The sequence below is a fragment of the Plasticicumulans acidivorans genome (assembly GCF_003182095.1).
Taxonomy (GTDB): Bacteria; Pseudomonadota; Gammaproteobacteria; order Competibacterales; family Competibacteraceae; genus Plasticicumulans; species Plasticicumulans acidivorans.
Genome location: NZ_QGTJ01000006.1, coordinates 74,110 through 92,648 on the forward strand (window position 1 = coordinate 74,110; position 18,539 = coordinate 92,648).

Genomic DNA, 18,539 nt, shown 5'->3' on the forward strand with positions numbered 1-18,539 from the left:
CCGCAGTGTTCGAACTGCATCCCCGCCTTGCCGCCGATACCCTGGCCGTCGGTCGTCTGCCGCTGTGCCGGCTGCAGCTGATGAACGACGCCCGCTATCCCTGGCTGATCCTCGTCCCCGAGCGCGCCGGGCTGCGCGAAATCCACCAGCTGCCACCGGCAGAGCGCGCGCAGCTGATCGAGGAGATCAGTGCCTGCTCACAGGCGCTGGAAGCCGTCAGCCGCGCCGACAAAATCAACGTCGGTGCGCTCGGCAATCTGGTGCCGCAACTGCACGTGCACGTCATCGCCCGCCGTGCCGGCGATGCGGCGTGGCCGGGGCCGGTATGGGGGCAGGGCGTGGCCGAGCCCTGGGACGAGGCGGCGCGCAGCGCGCTGCTGGCCGCCCTGCGCGAGCGCCTGGGCGGGCTGCTGCGCTGAGCTCAGTGCTCGCGCGCGTGGCGCGAGAGGGAAATCACGGGACCGCGGTGCTGGTCCCCACGCTCAGTGCTCGCGCGCGTGGCGCGAGAACAGCGCGTCGTGGATCTTGCAGAACACGCCGAGCAGGCCCGGCGGTGCCGGCGGCGGCAGGCGGCCGGCACGGTAGGCGACGATCGCCTGCTGCGGATCGCGCTCGCGCGTCAGCAGCAGCGAGATGCCGCGCTCCGCCATGTGCCGGCGAAAGCCGTCGCCGGAGTGGCGGGCGATCGCCAGCTCGATGCCATCGAGCGGATGCGGCCCTTCGGGGTGCAGATGAAAGATCTGTTCCGGCGCGAGCTCGATGCGGATCGGCTCGTCCGTACCGTCGGCATACAGCAGCCAGTGACGGGAGCGGCCGGCATGCAGGCTGATCTGGCGGAACTGGTCGGTAGCGATGGCGACGCGCATGGGGGCACCTTGTGATGAATGCGACAAAACCGCGGTGGAATATCGGACTTGCGGTGATGCAGCAAAAATGGTGCCGCCGTGTGCTCACTCCCAGCGGAACAGTGCCGCGCCGATCCCCAGGCAGATCACGGTGAACAGCGCCAGCACGCCGAGCTGCGGCGCGATCTGCGCCAGACCGGCACCGTCGATCATGATCGCGCGCGCTGCCGTGGTCACATGCGTCAGCGGGAAGATCTGCGCCAGCTGCTGCACCCACGGATGCATGCCGTCGAGCGAAAACCAGATCCCCGACAAAAACATCATCGGCCAGGAGATCAGGTTGAGCAGGCCGTCGGCCATTTCCTCGGTGCGCAGGCGCGAGGCGATCAGCAGGCCGATGCTGATCAGGCTCATCGCACCGAGCGCGAAGACCAGCAGCAGGTTGAGGTAGCTGCCGTACATCGCGTAGCCGACCACCAGATTGGTGCCGGTGAACACCAGCGTGCTGGTCGCCAGCACCAGCCACAGGCGTGAAGCGATCTGCGCACTGAGAAACTCCACCGCCGACAGCGGGGTGGCTTTCAGGCGCTTGAGCACGCCGTTCTTGCGATAGCGGACGATGACGTAGCCGACGCCGTAGAGCGCGCTCCACATCATGTTCATCGACAGCACGCCGGGGATCAGCCAGTCGACGTAGCGGATTACCCGTCCACGCACCGTCTCGCGCTTGAAGGCCTGGCCGCCGTCGCTGGCGAGCAGGAGCTTTTCGGCGAGATAGCCCTTCGGAGATTCCTCGTTGACCCAGTAGCGGCTGGCGCCGGCGTCGATCAGCAGGTCGAGCTGGTGACGCTCGACCTTGGTCACTGCCGCGGCCTCGTCGCGGTAGGGCACGAACTGCACATGCTGCAGGTCGAGGATCGCCGGATGCGCGGCCTGCTGGTTGAGCACACCGATCTTGTACTGCGGTGCCGGCTCACCGGAGTAGCCGAAAGCAAAGCCGAGCACGATCAGCACCGGCATGACGAAATTCCAGCCGAGCGCGGTGCGGTCGCGCATGAATTCGATGTTGCGCGCGAGGAAGGCGGCGAGGATGCGGGTCAGCGCGCCGCCGGCGCGGGTGGGCGCGGCGTCGCGGCGGGTGTCGGGGACGGACATGCAGGGCTCCGGATACGGGTGCAGCGGGCGATGCTAGCCCCGCCCGATGTCAGCGGTCGACGCCTGCACCGCTGCCGGTGCGTTTGCCGGCCGCCGGCGTGCCGATGTTTTTGCGCTGGCGCATGGTCGTCGCGTGCTGCAGTGCGGAAACTGCGGGCACAGCTCTCGGAGGTTCACAGCCATGGCCCAACGCATCGTCATCCTCGTCGGTCATCCCGATCCCAACGGTCTGCACTACGGCGCGGCGCTGGCCCAGGCCTATGCCGACGGTGCGCGCTCGGCCGGGCACCATGTCGATTATTTCGAGCTCGCCCGGTTGGAATTCCCGATGTTGCACAACGGCGCCGAGTGGGGTGCCGAGATTCCGCCGGCCTTGGCGCCGCTGCAGGCGGCGCTGGGGGCGGCCGATCATCTGCTGCTGGTGTATCCGCTGTGGTTCGGGGACATGCCGGCGCTGACCAAGGGCCTGCTGGAGCAGCTGCTGCGCCCCGGTTTCGCCTTCACGCCGCCGCAGCCGGGCCAGCCGGGCAAAAAGCTGCTGCGCGGGCGCAGTGCGCGCATCGTGGTGACGATGGGCATGCCGGCCTGGCTGTTTCGCTGGTTCTTCGGGGCACTCAGTCTGCGCAGTCTGCGCCGCAACGTGTTTGCGTTCGTCGGTATTGCCCCGGTGCGCAGCACGCTGATCGGTTCGGTCGAAGCCATCAGCGCGGCCGATCGGGGCCGCTGGCTGGAACGCCTGCGGCAGCTCGGTCGGGCCGCGCGATGAGCGGCCGTTACGCCGCGGTGGCGGTGTTCACCGCCAGCCGGTCGAAGACGGCCAGCAGCTTGGCACCGCTGTCGGGGATCTCGGCGCCGTGCAGGACGGCCTCGATGATGCCCCGCACCTCGGCCAGGTAGCCGGCAGCGTCCGTCGCCAGCAGCTTGCCGTGCTGCACGGCATCCTGCAGTTCGGCGGCACCCTTGACGATCAGCTGCATGAGTTCGGCGCGGGTGTCGCAGGGCAGTACCGCCATCAGGTCACCGGACGCGACCTGCGCCACCAGTACGCCGAAGGTATGGCGGCCCATCTGCGAGGCCGATTCCTGCTCCAGTCGCTGCAGCTCACGGATGCCGAGGGTGATGCGTTCGGCTTCCTCGTCTTCGAACATGTTTGCCGTGACGCAGATCGCGGCGATGGCCATCTGCGCGAACGGATGCGTGGCGGTGGCGTCGGTGGTCAGGAAGGCCGGGCTGATCAGATGGCCTTCCAGCAGCGGCCCGCTCTCCTGCGTGTTGAGCAGGTTGCTCGCGCTGCCGAGCAGCATCGGCTCGCCGTTGGGCTCGGCCTTCTCGCCGAAGGTGTACGGCTGCGCCAGATGCACAGCGTAAGGGCTGTCGGCCAGTGCGGCCTCGATGATGATCGCTTCCATGCGTTCGCCGGCCGCGCTGACGTAGCCTTCCCAGGCGACGGCATAGCCGGCGAGGGCCAGGCCCGGATCGTCGGCACCGCGGCGTGCCGCGGCGTTGACCAGGCGCAGCGTGTGCTCGATCGAGTCCTCGTAGGTGGCGTGTACGCTGTGATCGATGACGCGTTCGCCGCTGCCCAGCCACATGATGGCGAAGGGCACCAGCGGCTCCATGCCGTTGAGCGCGTCGAGGCCGAAGCGGATGCCCTGCATCGCGCGTCCGAGCAGGGCCGGGTCGATAGCTGTATCTGCAGACTGTGCGGTCATGGAGACGTCCCCTCTTGGGTGTGGATGCTGTGGGTGGCGCAGCATCGCAGGCAGGTCAGGGTCAGCCGGCGCCACTGCGGCGCGTGCGGGGGGACACGGTCGCAGCCGTTGTACGACGCCGGCGGACGGCATGCACTGTCGCAATGCAGCAGTCCGGGCGCAAGCATCGTGCACGGCCCGTGGCAGTCCGGCGATACGCCCGCGCTCAAGGCCGCTCGGGCGCGACCACCCGCCAGCCGTGCGCACTGCGCACGCAGCTACGCCGCCACTGCGGCTGAAAACCGTCGGCGCCGCGCAGGTGGCCGTCGACGTGCAGGCATTCACCGTCGAAGGCGAGCAGGTTGAAGCCGTTGCCTTCCCCGTGGCGCCAACGCATCGATGTCGCCGTCCCGGCGTGCACCCGCAGCGCATGGTGGCCGTGCGGCGAAACCGGCAGCTGAAGGGCGCTGGCATGAAAGTGCCCGGCAACAAACACTTCGGCGCCGCCGTCGTCGACCCGTTGTGTGAACGCCTGGCGTGCGCGACCGTCGGCCGCGAGTTCAGCGACGATGGCCTCGATCAGCGCCGGCGGGCGGCGGGAACCGGAGCCGCGGTTGACGATCAGCGAAACAGGTAGCGCGTTCATGCCGGTGCGAGCCGGCGAAGGCGCCGGAGTTCCGCCGGGGAGATGACTGCGACGATGAGTGAATCTGTGGAACCGCCGCGCCAGGCGCTGCGCTGCGCCGGCTGGCTTGCGGCGGCGTTTGGCCTCTGGGCGATCGCCGGGGCGCTGGCCTTGTGGAGCGGGGCGGCGGCGTGGTTCGACGCGCTGTTCAGCGGGCTGCTGGCGGCGCACGCGCCGTGGCGGGCGCGCATGCTCGACCTGACGGCGCTGGGTTCGTCGACTCTGGTGACGCTGTTCAGCGTGGCGCTGGTGGTGGCGCTGGGGAGCGCACGGCGCTGGCGCAGCGCCCTGCAGCTGGCGCTGGCGAGCGCTGGCAGCGGGCTGTGCGTCGAGCTGCTCAAGCCGCTGTACGCGCGGCCGCGGCCGTCGGCGCTGCCGGCGCTCGCCGACTACGCCAGCAGCGCCTTTCCCAGCGGCCATACCTTGATGGCGGCCGCGCTGTATCTGAGCTGCGCCAGCCTGTTCGCGCGCGATTGCCCGCACGCTGCGGCCCGCGCGCTGTGGGGGCTGGCCGCGGTGATGGTGGCGCTGGTCGGCGTCTCCCGCGTCTACCTGCGCGTGCACTATCCGAGCGACGTGCTCGGCGGCCTCGGTTTCGGCCTGCTGTGGGCCGGTATCGCCGCGGCGCTGGCGCGGGCGGCACTGCCGGCGGGGCGCTGAGTCCTCGCTGCGGCGGCGGACGGTCGCCATCGGTGTGAACGCCAGTTAACGATCACGGCGCCAGGCGGCGATAGAATCACGCGTTTTGCGCCGTCTCGCGGCGCCGCTGCCGGCGGATCATCGATGAGTCTGCGCCTCGCCTCGTATTACTTCGCCTATTTCGCCGCCGTCGGCGTGTTCCTGCCGTACTGGCCGGTCTACCTGCAGGATCGGGGTTTCAGCGCCAGCGATATCGGCACGCTGCTCGCGTTCTATTCGCTGTCGCGGCTGGCGGCACCGAACCTGTGGGGCTGGCTGGCCGACCGTTCGGGCCGGCGCATGCTGATCGTGCGCGGCGCCGGCATCGCTACGCTGGCCTGCTTTCCGGGCGTGTTCTGGGCCGGCGGCGATTTCGTGCGGCTGGCGCTGGTGATGGCGCTGTTCTGCTTTTTCTGGACGGCGGCACTGCCGCAGTTCGAAGCGGTGACGCTCGGCCACCTCGGCCGCGATGCGCACCGCTACAGCCGGGTGCGGCTGTGGGGTTCGATCGGCTTCATTCTCACTGCGCTCGGCGGCGGGCCGCTGTTCGGGCACTGGGGCTCGGCTGTCGTGCCGTGGGCGATGTTCGCGCTGCTCGGCCTGATCCTCGCCGTCAGCCTGCGCGTGCCGGAGTCGCCGCGCACAGCGGCGGCCAGCACGCGCGGCGGCCTCGGGGCTCGCCTGCGCCATCCGGCGGTGTGGGCGCTGGTGGCGACCGGCTTTCTGCTGCAGGCCAGCCACGGGCCGTATTACACCTTCCTCACGCTGTACCTGCGCGAGCACGGTTACAGCGAAACCGCCGCCGGCGCGCTGTGGTCGCTCGGCGTGCTCGCCGAGATCACGCTGTTCGCGCTGCTGCCGCGACTGCTGCCGCATGTCGGCATCGCCCGGCTGCTGCGCTATGCGCTGGCGCTGACGGTGCTGCGCTGGCTGCTGCTCGGCAGCGGGCTGACGCCGCTGCCGCTGCTGGTCGCGGTGCAGGTGCTGCATGCGGCGAGTTTCGGGCTGGTGCACGTCAGCACGCTGCAGCTGGTGCAGCGCTACTTCGGCCCGACGCATGCCGGCCAGGGGCAGGCGCTGTATTCGAGTTTCGGCACCGGTGCCGGTGGCGCTTTTGGCGCCTGGTTCGCTGGCTGGCTGTGGCAAGCGCTCGGCGGGTCACTGACCTTCCTGCTTGCCGCCGGGCTGGCGCTGGCGGCGCTGCTGGCGGCGACCCGACTGCATGAAGATCTGTTTATCGAAGTGGACACCGATTGACCGGAGGCATCCTGCGCCGGCGGATTTTCGGGCTACCTTGTCGCCATTGTCTTGTTGCTGCAGGAGTCGTCCCGATGACGCTTCGTCCGCTGTCGCTTGCCGTTGCACTAGCCCTTCCCCTGTTCGTCGCACCGGCCGCACAGGCGGCAAAGACGCTGGTGTACTGCTCCGAAGGCAGCCCGGAAGGTTTCAACGCGCAGTTCTACACGGCCGGCACGACCTTCGATGCCGCCTCGCAGCCGATCTATAACCGCCTGGTCGAATTCGAGCGCGGGGCGACGACGATCATCCCCGGGCTGGCCGAGTCCTGGGATATTTCGACCGACGGGCTGACCTACACCTTTCATCTGCGCAAGGGCGTGAAGTTCCACACCACCGCCGAGTTCAAGCCGACGCGCGATTTCAACGCCGACGACGTGCTGTTCTCCTTCCTGCGCCAGCTCGATCCGAATCACCCGTTCCACAAGGTGTCCGGCGGCAGCTACGAGTACTTCGAAGGCATGGGCATGCCCGAGGTCATCGACAAGGTCGAGAAGCTCGACGATTACACGGTGCGCTTTACGCTCAAGCGCGCGGAAGCGCCGTTCCTCGCCGATATCGCGATGGACTTCGCCTCGATCATGTCCGCCGAGTACGCCGACAAGATGATGAAGGCCGGCACGCCGGAGGTCATCGACTTCAAGCCGGTCGGCACCGGGCCGTTCCAGCTGGTCAACTACCAGAAGGACGCGGTGATCCGCTACAAGGCCAATCCCGACTACTGGCGCGGCAGGGCCAAGATCGACAACCTGGTGTTTGCGATCACCCCGGATGCCTCGGTGCGCTACGCCAAGCTCGATGCCGGTGAATGCCAGGTGATGGCCTATCCGAACCCGGCCGATCTCGACAAGATGGCCAAGGACCCGAAGATCAACCTGCTGCATCAGCCGGGGCTGAACATCGGCTACCTGTCGTTCAACGTCGAGAAGAAACCTTTCGATGACGTGCGCGTGCGCCAGGCGCTGAACCTCGCCGTCAACAAGGCGGCGATCATCGAGGCGATCTACCAGGGCGCCGGCACCGTCGCCAAGAACCCGATCCCGCCGACCATCTGGTCGTACAACGACGCGGTCAAGGACTACCCCTACGATCCCGAGCAGGCGAAGAAGCTGCTGGCCGAGGCTGGTTACCCGAACGGCTTCGACACCGATCTGTGGGCGATGCCGGTGCAGCGGCCGTATAACCCTAACGCCCGGCGCATGGCCGAGATGATCCAGGCCGACTGGGCCAAGGTCGGCGTCAAGGCGAAGATCGTCAGCTACGAATGGGGCGAGTACCTCAAGCGGCTGAAGGCCGGCGATCACCAGACCGCGCTGATGGGCTGGACCGGCGACAACGGTGACCCGGACAACTTCCTTGCCACGCTGCTGTCCTGCGACGCGGCGAAGAACGGCAGCAACTACTCGAAGTGGTGCTACGCGCCGTATGAGGAACTGATCACCAAGGCGCGCAGCGTCAGCGACCTCGCCGAGCGCACCCGGCTCTACGAGCAGGCGCAGGTGGTGTTCAAGGAGCAGGCGCCGTGGATCACCATCGCCCACTCGGTGGTCTACCAGCCAGTGCGCAAGGAAGTCGAAGACTTCCGCATCCATCCGTTCGGGCTGAACCTGTTCTACGGCGTCGATCTGAAGAAGTAAGGCTGGGAGCGGATCGATGCTGCTGTTCCTGTTGCGCCGCCTCGGCGTGCTGCTGCCGACCTTCATCGGCGTGACCGCGATCGCCTTCGCGCTGGTGCACCTGATCCCCGGCGATCCGCTGGAGATGCTGGCCGGCGAGCGCGGCATGGACCCGCTGCGCCACGCCCGGCTGATGCACGAGATGGGCTTCGATCTGCCGCTGTGGCAGCAGTACATCGACTACATCGACAAGGTGCTGCACGGCGATCTCGGGCTGTCGATCAACACCCACCAGCCGGTGCTCGGCGAGTTCATGACGCTGTTCCCGGCCACCATCGAACTGTCGCTGTGCGCGATGGGCTTCGCCGTGCTGGTCGGCCTGCCGGCCGGCATGCTCGCGGCGGTGCGCCGCGGTACGCTGCTCGATCATTCGGTGATGGGGCTGTCGCTGACCGGCTATTCGATGCCGATCTTCTGGTGGGCGCTGCTGCTGATCCTGCTGTTCTCGGTGCAGCTCGGCTGGACGCCGGTGTCCGGGCGCATCTCGGTGATGTTCTGGGTCGAGCCGGTCACCGGCTTCATGCTCATCGACACGCTGCTTGCCGGCGACTGGGATGCCTTCTGGTCGGCGCTGCATCACCTGGTGCTGCCGGCGATCGTGCTTGGCACCATCCCGCTGGCGGTGATCGCGCGGATGACGCGCTCGTCGATGATGGAGGTGATCCGCGAGGACTACATCCGCGTCGCCCGCGCCAAGGGGCTGTCCCCGCAGCGGGTGATCTTCGTCCACGCGCTGCGCAACGCGCTGATCCCGGTGGTCACCGTCATCGGTCTGCAGACCGGCACGCTGCTCGCCGGCGCGATCCTCACCGAGACCATCTTCGCCTGGCCCGGCGTCGGCAAGTGGCTGATCGACTCGATCTCGCGCCGCGACTATCCGGCGGTGCAGGGCGGCATCCTGCTGGTGGCGGCGATCGTCATGCTGGTCAACCTGCTGGTCGATGTGCTCTACGGGCTCATCAACCCGCGCATCCGTCATGCGAGGTGAGGCGATGAGCGCAGCCGATGAAGCCCTGGCGCCGCCGAGCCCGTGGCGCGAGAACTGGCGCCACTTCTGCTCCAATCCCGGCGCGCTGCTCGGCCTGCTGGTGATCGTGGTGCTGGTGCTGCTGGCCCTGCTGGCACCGTGGCTGGCGCCGCACGCGCCGAACGAACAGTTCCGCGATGCGCTGCTGCTGCCGCCGAGCTGGGCCGGCGGCGACCCGCGTTTTCTGCTCGGTACCGACGACGTCGGCCGCGACATCCTGGCGCGGCTGATGTACGGCGCGCGCCTGTCGCTCGCCGTCGGCGCCATCGTGGTGACGCTGTCGCTCGCCATCGGCATCACGCTGGGCCTGATCGCCGGCTTTTTCCAGGGCGTGGTCGACGGCCTGATCATGCGCCTGATGGACGTCATGCTGGCGCTGCCGAGCCTGCTGCTGGCGATCGCCATCGTCGCCATCCTCGGCCCGAGCCTGGTCAACGCGATGGTGGCGATCTCTGTCGTCGTGCTGCCGCACTACGTGCGCCTGACGCGGGCTTCGGTGATCGGCGAGCTGGCCAAGGACTACGTCGTCGCCAGCGAGGTCGCCGGTGCCGGGCTGTGGCGGCAGATGTTCGTCAACGTGCTGCCAAACTGCCTGGCGCCGCTGATCGTGCAGGCGACGCTGGGGTTTTCCTCGGCGATCCTCGATGCCGCGGCGCTCGGCTTCCTCGGCCTCGGTGCCCAGCCGCCGACGCCGGAATGGGGCACGATGCTGGCCGATGCCCGCCAGTTCATCCAGCGCGCGTGGTGGGTGGTGACCTTTCCCGGGCTGGCGATCCTGATCACCGTGCTCGCCTTCAACCTGATGGGCGACGGGCTGCGCGATGCGCTCGACCCGCGCCTGAAGCGCTGAGGGCGCGCGCATGGCTCTGCTCGACATCGAAGACTTGAGCGTCGAATTCGGCACCGACGAGCGGCCGTTTCGCGCCGTCGACAATGTCTCGCTGCATCTGGAGCGCGGCGAGGTGCTCGGCGTGGTCGGTGAGTCCGGCTCCGGCAAATCGGTGACCTCGCTGGCGCTGATGGGACTGATCGACTTCCCCGGCCGGGTGCGCGCCGCGCGCCTGGAGTTCGCCGGCGAGGACGTGCTGGCGCTGCCCGAGCGAGCGCGCCGGCGGCTGATCGGCAAGGACATCGCGATGGTGTTCCAGGACCCGATGGGCAGCCTCGACCCCTGTTACACGGTCGGCTACCAGATCATGGAGACGCTCGCTGCGCACCAGGGCGGCAGCCGCCGCGAGCGGCGCCGGCGCACGCTGGAGCTGCTGGAGCAGGTCGGCATCCCCGATCCGACGGCGCGCTTTTCCGCCTATCCGCACCAGCTCTCCGGCGGCATGAGCCAGCGCGTGGTGATCGCCATGGCGATCGCCTGCAACCCGGCGCTGCTGATCGCCGACGAGCCGACCACCGCGCTGGATGTGACCATCCAGGCGCAGATCCTCGATCTGCTCGCCGAGCTGCAGGCACGCAACCGCATGGGGCTGATCCTGATCACCCACGACCTCGCCGTGGTCGCCGAAACCTGTCAGCGCATCGTCGTCATGTACGCCGGGCAGATCGTCGAGGAAGGCGCGGTCGCCGAGGTGTTCGCCGCGCCGCTGCACCCGTACACCGCGGCCTTGCTGGCCTCGCTGCCCGAGCGCAGCCAGGGCCGCGAGCTGTATGCGCTGCCCGGCGTCGTGCCCGGGCAGTACGACCGGCCGCAGGGCTGCCTGCTCAACCCGCGCTGCCCGCACGCCAGCGAACACTGCCGGCAGGCGGCGCCGGCGCTGCGCACACTCGATCAGCGCCGGGTGCGCTGCCACACACCGCTGGATGCCGCCGGGAGGCCGCAGTCATGAGTGCGATCCTGGCGGCCGACGCGCCGGCACCGGTGCTCGAAGCCATCGAGCTGCGCCGTTACTACAGTGTGCGCCGCGGCCTGTGGCGCCCGGCGCAGACGGTGCGTGCGCTCGACGGCGTGTCCTTCGCGCTGCCGGCCGGGCGCACGCTGGCTGTGGTCGGTGAATCCGGCTGTGGCAAATCGACGCTGGCGCGGCAGCTGACGCTGATCGAGACGCCGAGCGCCGGCGAGCTGCGCCTGCTCGGCGAGGACTGCGCGCAGGCCTCGCGCGAGGAGCGCCGGCTGGCGCGGCGCAAAGTGCAGATGGTGTTCCAGAACCCCTACGGCTCGCTCAACCCGCGCCAGACCATCGGCCGCATCCTCGCCGAGCCGCTGGTCATCAACACCCGCCTCGGGGCCGGCGAGCGCGAGGCGCGTGTGCGGGCACTGATGGAGCGCGTCGGCCTGCGCCCGGAGCACTACGGCCGCTATCCGCACATGTTCAGCGGCGGCCAGCGCCAGCGCGTGGCGATCGCGCGGGCGCTGATGCTGCGCCCGGCGGTGGTGGTCGCCGACGAGCCGGTGTCGGCGCTCGACGTCTCGATCCAGGCACAGGTGCTCAATCTGCTGCGCGAGCTGCAGGACGAGATGGGCGTGGCCTACGTGTTCATCTCCCACGATCTCGCGGTGGTGCACCACATCGCCGATGAGGTGCTGGTGATGTACCTCGGCCGGCCGGTGGAGCAGGGCACGGCAGCCGAGGTGTTCGCGCGGCCGCTGCACCCGTACAGCCGGGCGCTGCTGGCCGCCGCGCCGCGGCTCGCCGCCGGCCGCCAGCGCGGCGAGGCGCTGCACGGCGAGCTGCCGTCGCCGCTCGATCCGCCGGCCGGCTGCGCCTTTCATACCCGCTGTCCGCACGCCACCGGCGAGTGCGCACAGCAGCGCCCGGCGCTGCGGCCGCTCGGCGAGCGGCTCGTCGCCTGCCATCATGTCGAGCGCATCGGCTGAGCCGCCCTTTCCCATGGATTCGCCACAATGGATTCGCAACTGCTGCGCACCTTTCTGGAGGTGGCGCGTACCCGTCATTTCGGCCGTGCGGCCGGCAATCTCTACCTGACGCAGTCCGCGGTCAGCGCCCGCATCCGCCAGCTCGAAGAAGCGGTCGGCGCGGCGCTGCTCGAACGCAACCGCCGCGAAGTGCGCCTGACCGCGGCTGGCGAGCGCTTTGCCCGCCACGCCGCGCAGCTGCTGGTGGCGTGGACGCGCGCCTGCGAGGACGTGCAGCGCGGCGAGGACGCCGTCAGCATCGGCTGCGGGGCGCCGGCCGGGCTGTGGGAGCGGCCGCTCGGCGACTGGCTGGCGCGGCTGAGCCTGTATTACGGCCAGCTGGCGCTGAACGCTGAGGCGCAGAGTGCCGAGGTGGTGCTGCGCCGACTCGGTGAGGGGGCACTCGACCTGGCCTTCGTCTGCGAGCCGCCGACGCTGGACGGCTGCACGCTGCGCGAGGTGGCGCGCTGCCGGCTGCGGCTGGTGTCGACACGGGCCGACTGCACGCCGCCGGAGGCGCTCGGCGAGGGCTTCGTGCTGATCGACTGGGGGGTGAGTCTGCAGGCCGAGCTGCGCCGGCACTTCGCCGAGATGCCGACGCCGCGGCTGCGGGTCGCCACCGGACGCCAGGCGCTGTACCACCTGCGCCAGTGCGGCGGCGCGGCCTACGTCGAAGAGACGCTGGCGGCGCGCGGCTGCGGCGAGGGCGGGCTGTACGAGGTGGCCGGGGCGCCGGTGCTGGAGCGGCAGGTGTATGCGGTGTATGCGTTTGCCAACGCGCGCATCGTGCTGCTCGAACAGATGCTCGGGGAATTCTGAAGGCGCGGCCGGAGGGGCGGACCGCGCCGGGCGGGGTCAGATCTGCAGATTCTTCGGATCGTCGTCGAAGGTGAAGTCTTCGAGGTGACGGCGCAGTTCGCGCAGTTCGCGATGGCGTTCGATCGAGCGCCAGGCTTTCGAGGTGCCGCCGCTGCTCGCCACCGGTGGCGTGGCTTCGGCGGGCGCTTCGCTGCTGCCTTCGTCGTCGACGATGTCCTCTTCCGAATTGAATTTCTCGCGCATGTTCACACTCCTGGGAGAGCCTGTAGCGGAACGCTGGAGCCGGGCGGTTCGATTGTGATGAAGGTGCCGTCCTGAACTCCAGGGTGCGCGGTTTATACGGATATTCACCCGGTGTTTGAAATCACAAATTTCGATCGAACGATTAAAAACTTCGATGGAATCCGGATGCGCGCAGGCTGCGTATATCCAGGGGATTCCTCTGTCGCCGAGTATGCCGCCATGCTGATTCGCCGCCCTGCCGATGTCGTTCCCTCCGAGATCACATCGAAGTCCTTGTTTGAACAGCGCCGGCGTTTTCTCAAGCTGGCGGCCGCCGGTGCTGCGCTCAGCGTGCTGCCGGCAGTGGCGCCGCGTCGGGCCTGGTCCGCAGAGAAGCTCGCCGCGGTGGTGCCGAGCGCCTACAAGGTCGACGAGCCGCTGACGCCGTACGAATCGGTGACCGGTTACAACAATTTCTACGAGTTCGGCACCGGCAAGGGCGACCCGGCGCGCTATGCCGGCAGCCTGCACACGCGGCCGTGGACGGTCAGCGTCGAGGGCGCCTGCGAAAAGCCCGGCCGCTACGACGTCGACGAGCTGATCAAGGGACTGGCGGTCGAGGAACGCATCTACCGCCTGCGCTGCGTCGAAGCCTGGTCGATGGTGATCCCGTGGAACGGCGTGCCGCTGGGCAAGGTGCTGCAGCGCCTGCAGCCGACCGCGGCCGCCAAGTACGTCGAGTTCGTTACGCTGCACGACCCGCAGCAGATGCCGGGTCAGCGTATCCCGGTGCTGGAATGGCCGTACCGCGAGGGCCTGCGCATGGACGAGGCGCTGCATCCGCTGACACTGCTCGCCGTCGGCGTTTACGGCGAGGTGCTGCCGAACCAGAACGGCGCACCGCTGCGCCTGGTGGTGCCGTGGAAGTACGGCTTCAAGAGCGTGAAGTCGATCGTCGCCATCCGCTTCAGCGAGACCCTGCCGCCGACCAGCTGGAATCTGGCCGCGCCCGACGAGTACGGCTTCTACGCCAACGTCAATCCGGAGGTCGATCACCCGCGCTGGAGCCAGCGGCGCGAGCGGCGCATCGGCGAATGGCTCAAGCGCGACACGCTGCCGTTCAACGGCTACGCCGAGCAGGTGGCGAGCCTGTACAGCGGCATGGATCTGCGCCGCTTTTTCTGACGGGCGGTGCTGGCGCCGCGCGTTCAGCCTCGACTAAGGATCAGCGGCGCGGCATGGGGTAATGTGGCGCTCTCCGTCGCCAGCGTCGTTCGCCCATGCCCATGCATCTGCTGTCCACGCTCCTGCGCCTGCTGCTGTGCGGCGGCTTGCTCATCGGCCTGCCGGCACTGGCGCAGACCTCGGGCACGCCGGCCGATACCACGCTGGCGGCACCGACGGTCGATCCGGCGAAGTCTGCCGAACGCATCGCCACCCGCGCACAGGCGCTGCAGGATGCGCGTGTCGCCACCGAGCGCCAGCGCCTGGAGGTGCAGGCCCTGCAGAGCGACATGGCCTGGCGCCTCGGCGAGCTGAAGGCGCAGCCGGTGAAGGCCGATCAGGTCGAGCAGGCACGGGTGCAGCTCAGTACCACGACGCTCAAGCGCGACGATCTGCGCGCCGATCAGACCAACTCCGAGCAGCGCCTGAAGACGCTGGATCAGGCAATCCGCGACCTCGAAAGCCGCGAGCAGCTGCTGCGCAATCCGCTGCAGCCGGTGCCGGGCGGCGCCGACCGCGATGCCCTGCTCAGTCAGGTGCAGGCCGACCTCACGCAGCAGCGCGCCGAGCAGGATCTCGAACGCCAGCATCTCGAACAGATCAAGGCGCAGGCCGATGTCGTCGAGCAGCGCCGGCAGCTCGACGAGCAGTGGTTCAACGCCGTGCAGGAGGCGTTTCGTCAGCAGCAGACGGTCAGTCGTCAGGAAGCGCAGATCGACATCGAGGCCTCGTTGCAGCGGGCGCAGCAGGCGGCCACCGATCGTGCCGCGCAGCTCGCCGAACAGCTGGTGCGCGAGCGCGACACGCTGCCGGACTGGCGCCGTGCGCAGCTCGAACTGCAGAGCCAGATCGAGAGCGAGCGCGCCCAGCTGCTCGGCAACGACATGCACCTGACCCGCATCGACAGCGCGCTCGCCGAGCTGCGCGATGCCGCCGAGGGGCAGGCGCAGAACTTCAACGCTGACACGCTGCGCAGCGCGCTCGATCGGGCTCACGAACTGCGCGATACGCTCAGTGCGGCGGCGGCGCTGATCGAGCGCAAGCTCAAGCTGTATGCCGAGCGCCAGCAGCTGCTCGAAAAACAGCCGCTCAGCGGCGACGCGGCCAAAGCCCGCGACGACAGCCTGCGCCTGCTGGCGCTGCTGCAGCAGGAAACCGAGCAGCGCAAGCAGCGCGTCGCCGGCGCCATCGATGCGCTCGATCCGCTGATCGCGCGCATCGAACAGCAATACCGCGACGGCCTGCGTCGCGATCTGCTGGAGCGGCGCCAGTTCCCGCATTCCCTCGACGTCTGGCGTACGCTGCTCGGCCAGCTGGCGGCGGTGCCGCAGCAGATCGGCATCCAGATCCGCTTGTCGGTGCAGTCGGCGGTGCGCACGCTGTTCGCCGCCGATGCGCTGGTGTGGGGCGGGCTGTTGCTGGCCAGTGCGCTGATCGCGGTCGGCCTGCTGCGCGTGCGGCGCTGGGCGAGCCGGGTGCTGGAGCGCTTCAACGAGGGCATCGGCGGACCGTTCAGCGGCCAGTTCATCCGCATCATGCTGTCGCTGATGCGGCGCAACCTGGTGGGCCTGAGCATCGCCCTGCTGCTGCTCGGGGTGCTGTGGGTCGGCGGCATGCCGCAGCCGGCGTTCGGTATCCTCGCCACGCTGGTGCTGCTGTGGCATGCGATCAAGGCACCGGTCGAGGTGTGCTGGCTGCTGCTGGCGGCACCGCATCTGGACCCGGAGCAGCGCCGCCCGAAACTGTTTCGCGGCCTGGCGGCGGCGCTGATCGGCGGCGGTCTGGTGGCGGCGGTGACGCTGATCGCGCACCTGATCGAGCTGCAGCCGGAGCTGCTCGATGTCTTCGACCGGCTGTTCATGATCGTGCTGCTGACGGCCGCCCACGCCTCACTGCATGCGCGCGCGCTGCTGATCGAGCGGGTCGACGCCGAGCTGCGCGGCCGTTACTGGATGGCGATGCTGCGCCTGGGCACGCTGCTGCTGCCGGTGACGATGCTGCTGACCGCGGCGGCTGGCCTGAGCGGTTACATCAACCTGGCCTGGCGCATGGCCTGGTACCTCGGCTGCTGCGTCACCATCCTGTTCATCTGGCTGATCGCCCGCCGTCTGCTGGTCGATCTGTTTGCCCAGCTGGCTGATTACGCCATCGTGCGTCTCGGTTACGGCCAGCTGCTGACCGGGGAACTGCTGCGCCCGTTCGAGCGCCTCGCGCACCTGCTGCTGATCGCCGGCGCCGGCTGGCTGGGGCTGGGCGTGCTGGAATGGACCGGCGACTTTGCCGTGCGCGACTGGTTCGTGCACCAGCTGACGCGGCCGCTGTTCACCATCGTCGGTCTGTCGGTCAGCCTCTACACGCTGGTGGCAGTGGCGGTGACGACGGCCGTGGTGTTCTGGTTCGCGCAGTGGGCGCGGGCGTTCAGCTACCGCTGGCTGTTCGGCAGCGTGATTGATGCCGGTGTGCGCAACAGCCTGTCGGTGTTCACGCAGTATTTCGTCGTACTGGTCGGCGTGCTGACCGCGCTCAACGTGCTCGGCATCGACCTGACCGCTTTTGCCGTGTTCGCCGGCGCCGTCGGTGTCGGTATCGGTCTCGGTCTGCAGGGCATCGCCAACAATTTCATCAGCGGTCTGCTGCTGCTGATCGAACGGCCGCTGCGCAGTGGTGACACGGTGAAGATCGGCGGTGAAGAAGGTGAGATCCGCCGCATCGGCATGCGCTCGCTGACGCTGAAGACCTTCGACAACCTTGAGGTCATCATCCCCAATGCCGATGTCATCGGCAGCGCCTTCACCAACTGGACGCACAGCGACAACGTCATCCGCACCGTGCTGTATTTCGGCGTCAGCTACGACGCCGATCCGCACAAGGTCAAAGTCCTGCTGGAGCGGGTGGTGCAGCTGCACCCGGCGGTGCTGCGTGATCCGCCGTCGCTGGTGCTGCTGTGGGAGTTCGCCGATTCAGCCGTGCAGTTCCGGGTGCAGTACTACGTCGACATGAGCCGCTCCAGCCTGCTCAAGACCCGCTCGGAGATCCACTTCGCGGTGTGGGACGCACTGAAGAACGCCGGCATCGAGATTCCGTTTCCGCAGAGCGATGTGCACGTGCGCAGCTGGCCGGCCGGCGGCGCCCCGGTCGTCGCCCCGCTGGTCGAGCGCGCCGCGCCGGAGCCGGTTACGCCGCCGCCGGCCGGGTTGGGCTGAGGGCTGTCAGTCCAGCGCCTGGCGGCCGACGAAGTCGCGGGCGAACTGCCAGGCGACGCGGCCGCTGCGCGAGCCACGCGTCAGCGCCCAGCGCAGGGCATCACCGCGGGCGGTGTCGTCGAAGGGGCCGTGGTAGCCGAGTTCATGCAGCCAGTGCTGGACGACGCCGAGGTAGTCGTCCTGGCTGAACGGGCGGAATGACAGCCACACGCCGAAGCGTTCCGACAGCGACACTTTTTCCTCGACCGCCTCGCCGTGATGCAGCTCGCCCTCGACGATGCGCGCATCGCGGTTCTCGCTCATGTATTCGGGCAGCAGGTGGCGGCGGTTGGAGGTGGCGACGATCAGAATGTTCTCCGGCGGCGCGGCGACCGAGCCGTCGAGAACGGCCTTGAGCGCCTTGTAGCTGGCATCGTCGGCTTCAAAGGAAAGATCGTCGCAGAAAATCATGAAGCGCTCCGGGCGCTCGACCAGCGTATCGACGATGTCCGGCAGCTCGTGCAGATCGTGGGCTTCGACCTCGATCAGGCGCAGGCCGTCGGCCGCGAACTCGTTGAGCAGGGCTTTGACCAGCGAGGACTTGCCGGTGCCGCGCGAGCCCCACAGCAGCGCGTGGTTGGCCGGACGGCCGGCGACGAACTGACGCACGTTGCGTTCGAGCGTCGCCTTCTGGCGGTCGATGCACTGCAGGTCGTCGAGCTTCAGGCGGTGCGGACGCAGGACCGGTTCGAGCACACCGCGCTGGTGAAACTTGCGCCAGCGCGCCGCGATGTGCTGTGACCAGTCGACGCTCGGAGCGGGCGGCGGCAGCAGGGGTTCGAGGCGATCGAGCAGGGCGTCGAGGCGGGCGATGAAGCTCGGGGACAGACTCATGGCAGGCTCCGTACCGGTAAAAATGGGGCGCGACAGGGGCGGACCACCCTACGCCGCGCCCCGCGTCGCGACAATGGCAGGACGGCCTGCTCCTTGCTTGCCTGTCAATCGGACTCGGCGACCGGGGCGTTCTCCTTTACTCTAGGCGACATCGAACCGTGCGGGAGGCATGGCAGCGAGTCGACGCCGGGCTGTCGGGGACCGGGCGTGGCATCGCGGGGGACGTTCAGCGGTGACAGCGGCAAGAAGCCGTGCGGCCGCGGGCGGCGTTGGCCAGAG

General features: G+C 68.7%; 18 protein-coding genes. 12 read left to right on the forward strand and 6 right to left on the reverse strand.

Features of this window, described 5'->3' with window-relative positions:
- Positions 1-5: 5 nt before the first annotated feature.
- Positions 6-419 (forward strand): HIT domain-containing protein, encoded by a 414-nt coding sequence (locus C7443_RS11375; protein ID WP_110018736.1) that lies wholly within the window; start codon positions 6-8, stop codon positions 417-419.
- A gap of 63 nt (positions 420-482) precedes the next feature.
- On the opposite strand, the gene C7443_RS11380 is transcribed toward C7443_RS11375, so the two are convergent.
- Together C7443_RS11380 and C7443_RS11385 are read right to left on the reverse strand one after the other, a co-directional pair.
- Entirely contained in the window at positions 483-866 is a 384-nt protein-coding gene (locus C7443_RS11380) for a NifB/NifX family molybdenum-iron cluster-binding protein (RefSeq protein WP_110018737.1), read from the reverse strand.
- An 84-nt stretch (positions 867-950) separates the two neighbouring features.
- Positions 951-2,000 (reverse strand): ABC transporter permease, encoded by a 1,050-nt coding sequence (locus tag C7443_RS11385; RefSeq protein ID WP_110018738.1) that lies wholly within the window; start codon positions 1,998-2,000, stop codon positions 951-953.
- Between the two features lie 181 nt (positions 2,001-2,181).
- Here C7443_RS11385 and C7443_RS11390 point away from each other — a divergent pair, with 181 nt between their 5' ends.
- Positions 2,182-2,766 (forward strand): NAD(P)H-dependent oxidoreductase, encoded by a 585-nt coding sequence (locus tag C7443_RS11390; RefSeq protein WP_110018739.1) that lies wholly within the window; start codon positions 2,182-2,184, stop codon positions 2,764-2,766.
- Positions 2,767-2,773: 7 nt separating this feature from the next.
- Here C7443_RS11390 and C7443_RS11395 read toward each other — a convergent pair whose 3' ends face one another.
- Positions 2,774-3,712, reverse strand: coding sequence for a hypothetical protein (locus C7443_RS11395; protein WP_146213290.1), 939 nt, complete (start codon positions 3,710-3,712; stop codon positions 2,774-2,776).
- A 205-nt stretch (positions 3,713-3,917) separates the two neighbouring features.
- Positions 3,918-4,337 (reverse strand): hypothetical protein, encoded by a 420-nt coding sequence (locus tag C7443_RS11400; protein WP_110018741.1) that lies wholly within the window; start codon positions 4,335-4,337, stop codon positions 3,918-3,920.
- A gap of 54 nt (positions 4,338-4,391) precedes the next feature.
- Between C7443_RS11400 and C7443_RS11405 the strand changes: the two genes are divergently transcribed.
- The 8 genes from C7443_RS11405 (at position 4,392) to C7443_RS11440 (ending at position 12,738) form a co-directional block, all read left to right on the forward strand.
- Entirely contained in the window at positions 4,392-5,036 is a 645-nt protein-coding gene (locus tag C7443_RS11405; protein ID WP_170123590.1) for a phosphatase PAP2 family protein, read from the forward strand.
- Between the two features lie 123 nt (positions 5,037-5,159).
- Positions 5,160-6,311 carry an MFS transporter gene (locus tag C7443_RS11410; RefSeq protein WP_110018743.1) on the forward strand — a complete coding sequence of 384 codons (1,152 nt, stop codon included), beginning with the start codon at positions 5,160-5,162 and terminating at the stop codon, positions 6,309-6,311.
- Between the two features lie 74 nt (positions 6,312-6,385).
- Positions 6,386-7,987, forward strand: coding sequence for an ABC transporter substrate-binding protein (locus tag C7443_RS11415; protein WP_110018744.1), 1,602 nt, complete (start codon positions 6,386-6,388; stop codon positions 7,985-7,987).
- Positions 7,988-8,003: 16 nt separating this feature from the next.
- Entirely contained in the window at positions 8,004-9,014 is a 1,011-nt protein-coding gene (locus tag C7443_RS11420) for an ABC transporter permease subunit (RefSeq protein ID WP_110018745.1), read from the forward strand.
- 4 nt (positions 9,015-9,018) lie between these two features.
- Positions 9,019-9,903 (forward strand): ABC transporter permease subunit, encoded by an 885-nt coding sequence (locus C7443_RS11425; protein ID WP_246004631.1) that lies wholly within the window; start codon positions 9,019-9,021, stop codon positions 9,901-9,903.
- Positions 9,904-9,913: 10 nt separating this feature from the next.
- On the forward strand, positions 9,914-10,891 hold the full coding sequence (gene dppD, locus C7443_RS11430; protein ID WP_110018747.1) for a dipeptide ABC transporter ATP-binding protein: 978 nt from the start codon (positions 9,914-9,916) through the stop codon (positions 10,889-10,891).
- Positions 10,888-11,880, forward strand: a complete 993-nt coding sequence (locus C7443_RS11435) for a dipeptide ABC transporter ATP-binding protein (RefSeq protein WP_110018748.1) — start codon at positions 10,888-10,890, stop codon at positions 11,878-11,880. The genes dppD and C7443_RS11435 overlap by 4 nt, the downstream gene beginning before the upstream one ends.
- Positions 11,881-11,907: 27 nt before the next feature.
- Positions 11,908-12,738, forward strand: coding sequence for a LysR family transcriptional regulator (locus tag C7443_RS11440; protein WP_110018749.1), 831 nt, complete (start codon positions 11,908-11,910; stop codon positions 12,736-12,738).
- Between the two features lie 36 nt (positions 12,739-12,774).
- Here C7443_RS11440 and C7443_RS11445 read toward each other — a convergent pair whose 3' ends face one another.
- Positions 12,775-12,981, reverse strand: coding sequence for a PA3496 family putative envelope integrity protein (locus tag C7443_RS11445; protein WP_110018750.1), 207 nt, complete (start codon positions 12,979-12,981; stop codon positions 12,775-12,777).
- A 219-nt stretch (positions 12,982-13,200) separates the two neighbouring features.
- Between C7443_RS11445 and msrP the strand changes: the two genes are divergently transcribed.
- Both msrP and C7443_RS11455 read left to right on the forward strand, forming a co-directional pair.
- Positions 13,201-14,145, forward strand: coding sequence for a protein-methionine-sulfoxide reductase catalytic subunit MsrP (gene msrP, locus C7443_RS11450; protein WP_110018751.1), 945 nt, complete (start codon positions 13,201-13,203; stop codon positions 14,143-14,145).
- Positions 14,146-14,240: 95 nt separating this feature from the next.
- Positions 14,241-17,387: a mechanosensitive ion channel domain-containing protein gene (locus C7443_RS11455; RefSeq protein WP_146213291.1), complete on the forward strand. Its 3,147-nt coding sequence runs from the start codon at positions 14,241-14,243 to the stop codon at positions 17,385-17,387.
- Positions 17,388-17,393: 6 nt separating this feature from the next.
- On the opposite strand, the gene C7443_RS11460 is transcribed toward C7443_RS11455, so the two are convergent.
- Positions 17,394-18,260, reverse strand: coding sequence for an ATP-binding protein (locus C7443_RS11460; RefSeq protein WP_110018753.1), 867 nt, complete (start codon positions 18,258-18,260; stop codon positions 17,394-17,396).
- Between the last annotated feature and the right edge of the window lie 279 nt (positions 18,261-18,539).

What these genes read in the sequence shown, in the direction of transcription:
- C7443_RS11380 (WP_110018737.1), bottom strand. Translation starts at nt 866, where the DNA reads ATGCGCGTCGCCATCGCTACCGACCAGTTCCGCCAGATCAGCCTGCAT.
- C7443_RS11385 (WP_110018738.1), bottom strand. Translation starts at nt 2,000, where the DNA reads ATGTCCGTCCCCGACACCCGCCGCGACGCCGCGCCCACCCGCGCCGGC.
- C7443_RS11390 (WP_110018739.1), top strand. Translation starts at nt 2,182, where the DNA reads ATGGCCCAACGCATCGTCATCCTCGTCGGTCATCCCGATCCCAACGGT.
- C7443_RS11395 (WP_146213290.1), bottom strand. Translation starts at nt 3,712, where the DNA reads ATGACCGCACAGTCTGCAGATACAGCTATCGACCCGGCCCTGCTCGGA.
- C7443_RS11400 (WP_110018741.1), bottom strand. Translation starts at nt 4,337, where the DNA reads ATGAACGCGCTACCTGTTTCGCTGATCGTCAACCGCGGCTCCGGTTCC.
- C7443_RS11405 (WP_170123590.1), top strand. Translation starts at nt 4,392, where the DNA reads ATGAGTGAATCTGTGGAACCGCCGCGCCAGGCGCTGCGCTGCGCCGGC.
- C7443_RS11410 (WP_110018743.1), top strand. Translation starts at nt 5,160, where the DNA reads ATGAGTCTGCGCCTCGCCTCGTATTACTTCGCCTATTTCGCCGCCGTC.
- C7443_RS11415 (WP_110018744.1), top strand. Translation starts at nt 6,386, where the DNA reads ATGACGCTTCGTCCGCTGTCGCTTGCCGTTGCACTAGCCCTTCCCCTG.
- C7443_RS11420 (WP_110018745.1), top strand. Translation starts at nt 8,004, where the DNA reads ATGCTGCTGTTCCTGTTGCGCCGCCTCGGCGTGCTGCTGCCGACCTTC.
- C7443_RS11425 (WP_246004631.1), top strand. Translation starts at nt 9,019, where the DNA reads ATGAGCGCAGCCGATGAAGCCCTGGCGCCGCCGAGCCCGTGGCGCGAG.
- dppD (WP_110018747.1), top strand. Translation starts at nt 9,914, where the DNA reads ATGGCTCTGCTCGACATCGAAGACTTGAGCGTCGAATTCGGCACCGAC.
- C7443_RS11435 (WP_110018748.1), top strand. Translation starts at nt 10,888, where the DNA reads ATGAGTGCGATCCTGGCGGCCGACGCGCCGGCACCGGTGCTCGAAGCC.
- C7443_RS11440 (WP_110018749.1), top strand. Translation starts at nt 11,908, where the DNA reads ATGGATTCGCAACTGCTGCGCACCTTTCTGGAGGTGGCGCGTACCCGT.
- C7443_RS11445 (WP_110018750.1), bottom strand. Translation starts at nt 12,981, where the DNA reads ATGCGCGAGAAATTCAATTCGGAAGAGGACATCGTCGACGACGAAGGC.
- msrP (WP_110018751.1), top strand. Translation starts at nt 13,201, where the DNA reads ATGCTGATTCGCCGCCCTGCCGATGTCGTTCCCTCCGAGATCACATCG.
- C7443_RS11455 (WP_146213291.1), top strand. Translation starts at nt 14,241, where the DNA reads ATGCCCATGCATCTGCTGTCCACGCTCCTGCGCCTGCTGCTGTGCGGC.
- C7443_RS11460 (WP_110018753.1), bottom strand. Translation starts at nt 18,260, where the DNA reads ATGAGTCTGTCCCCGAGCTTCATCGCCCGCCTCGACGCCCTGCTCGAT.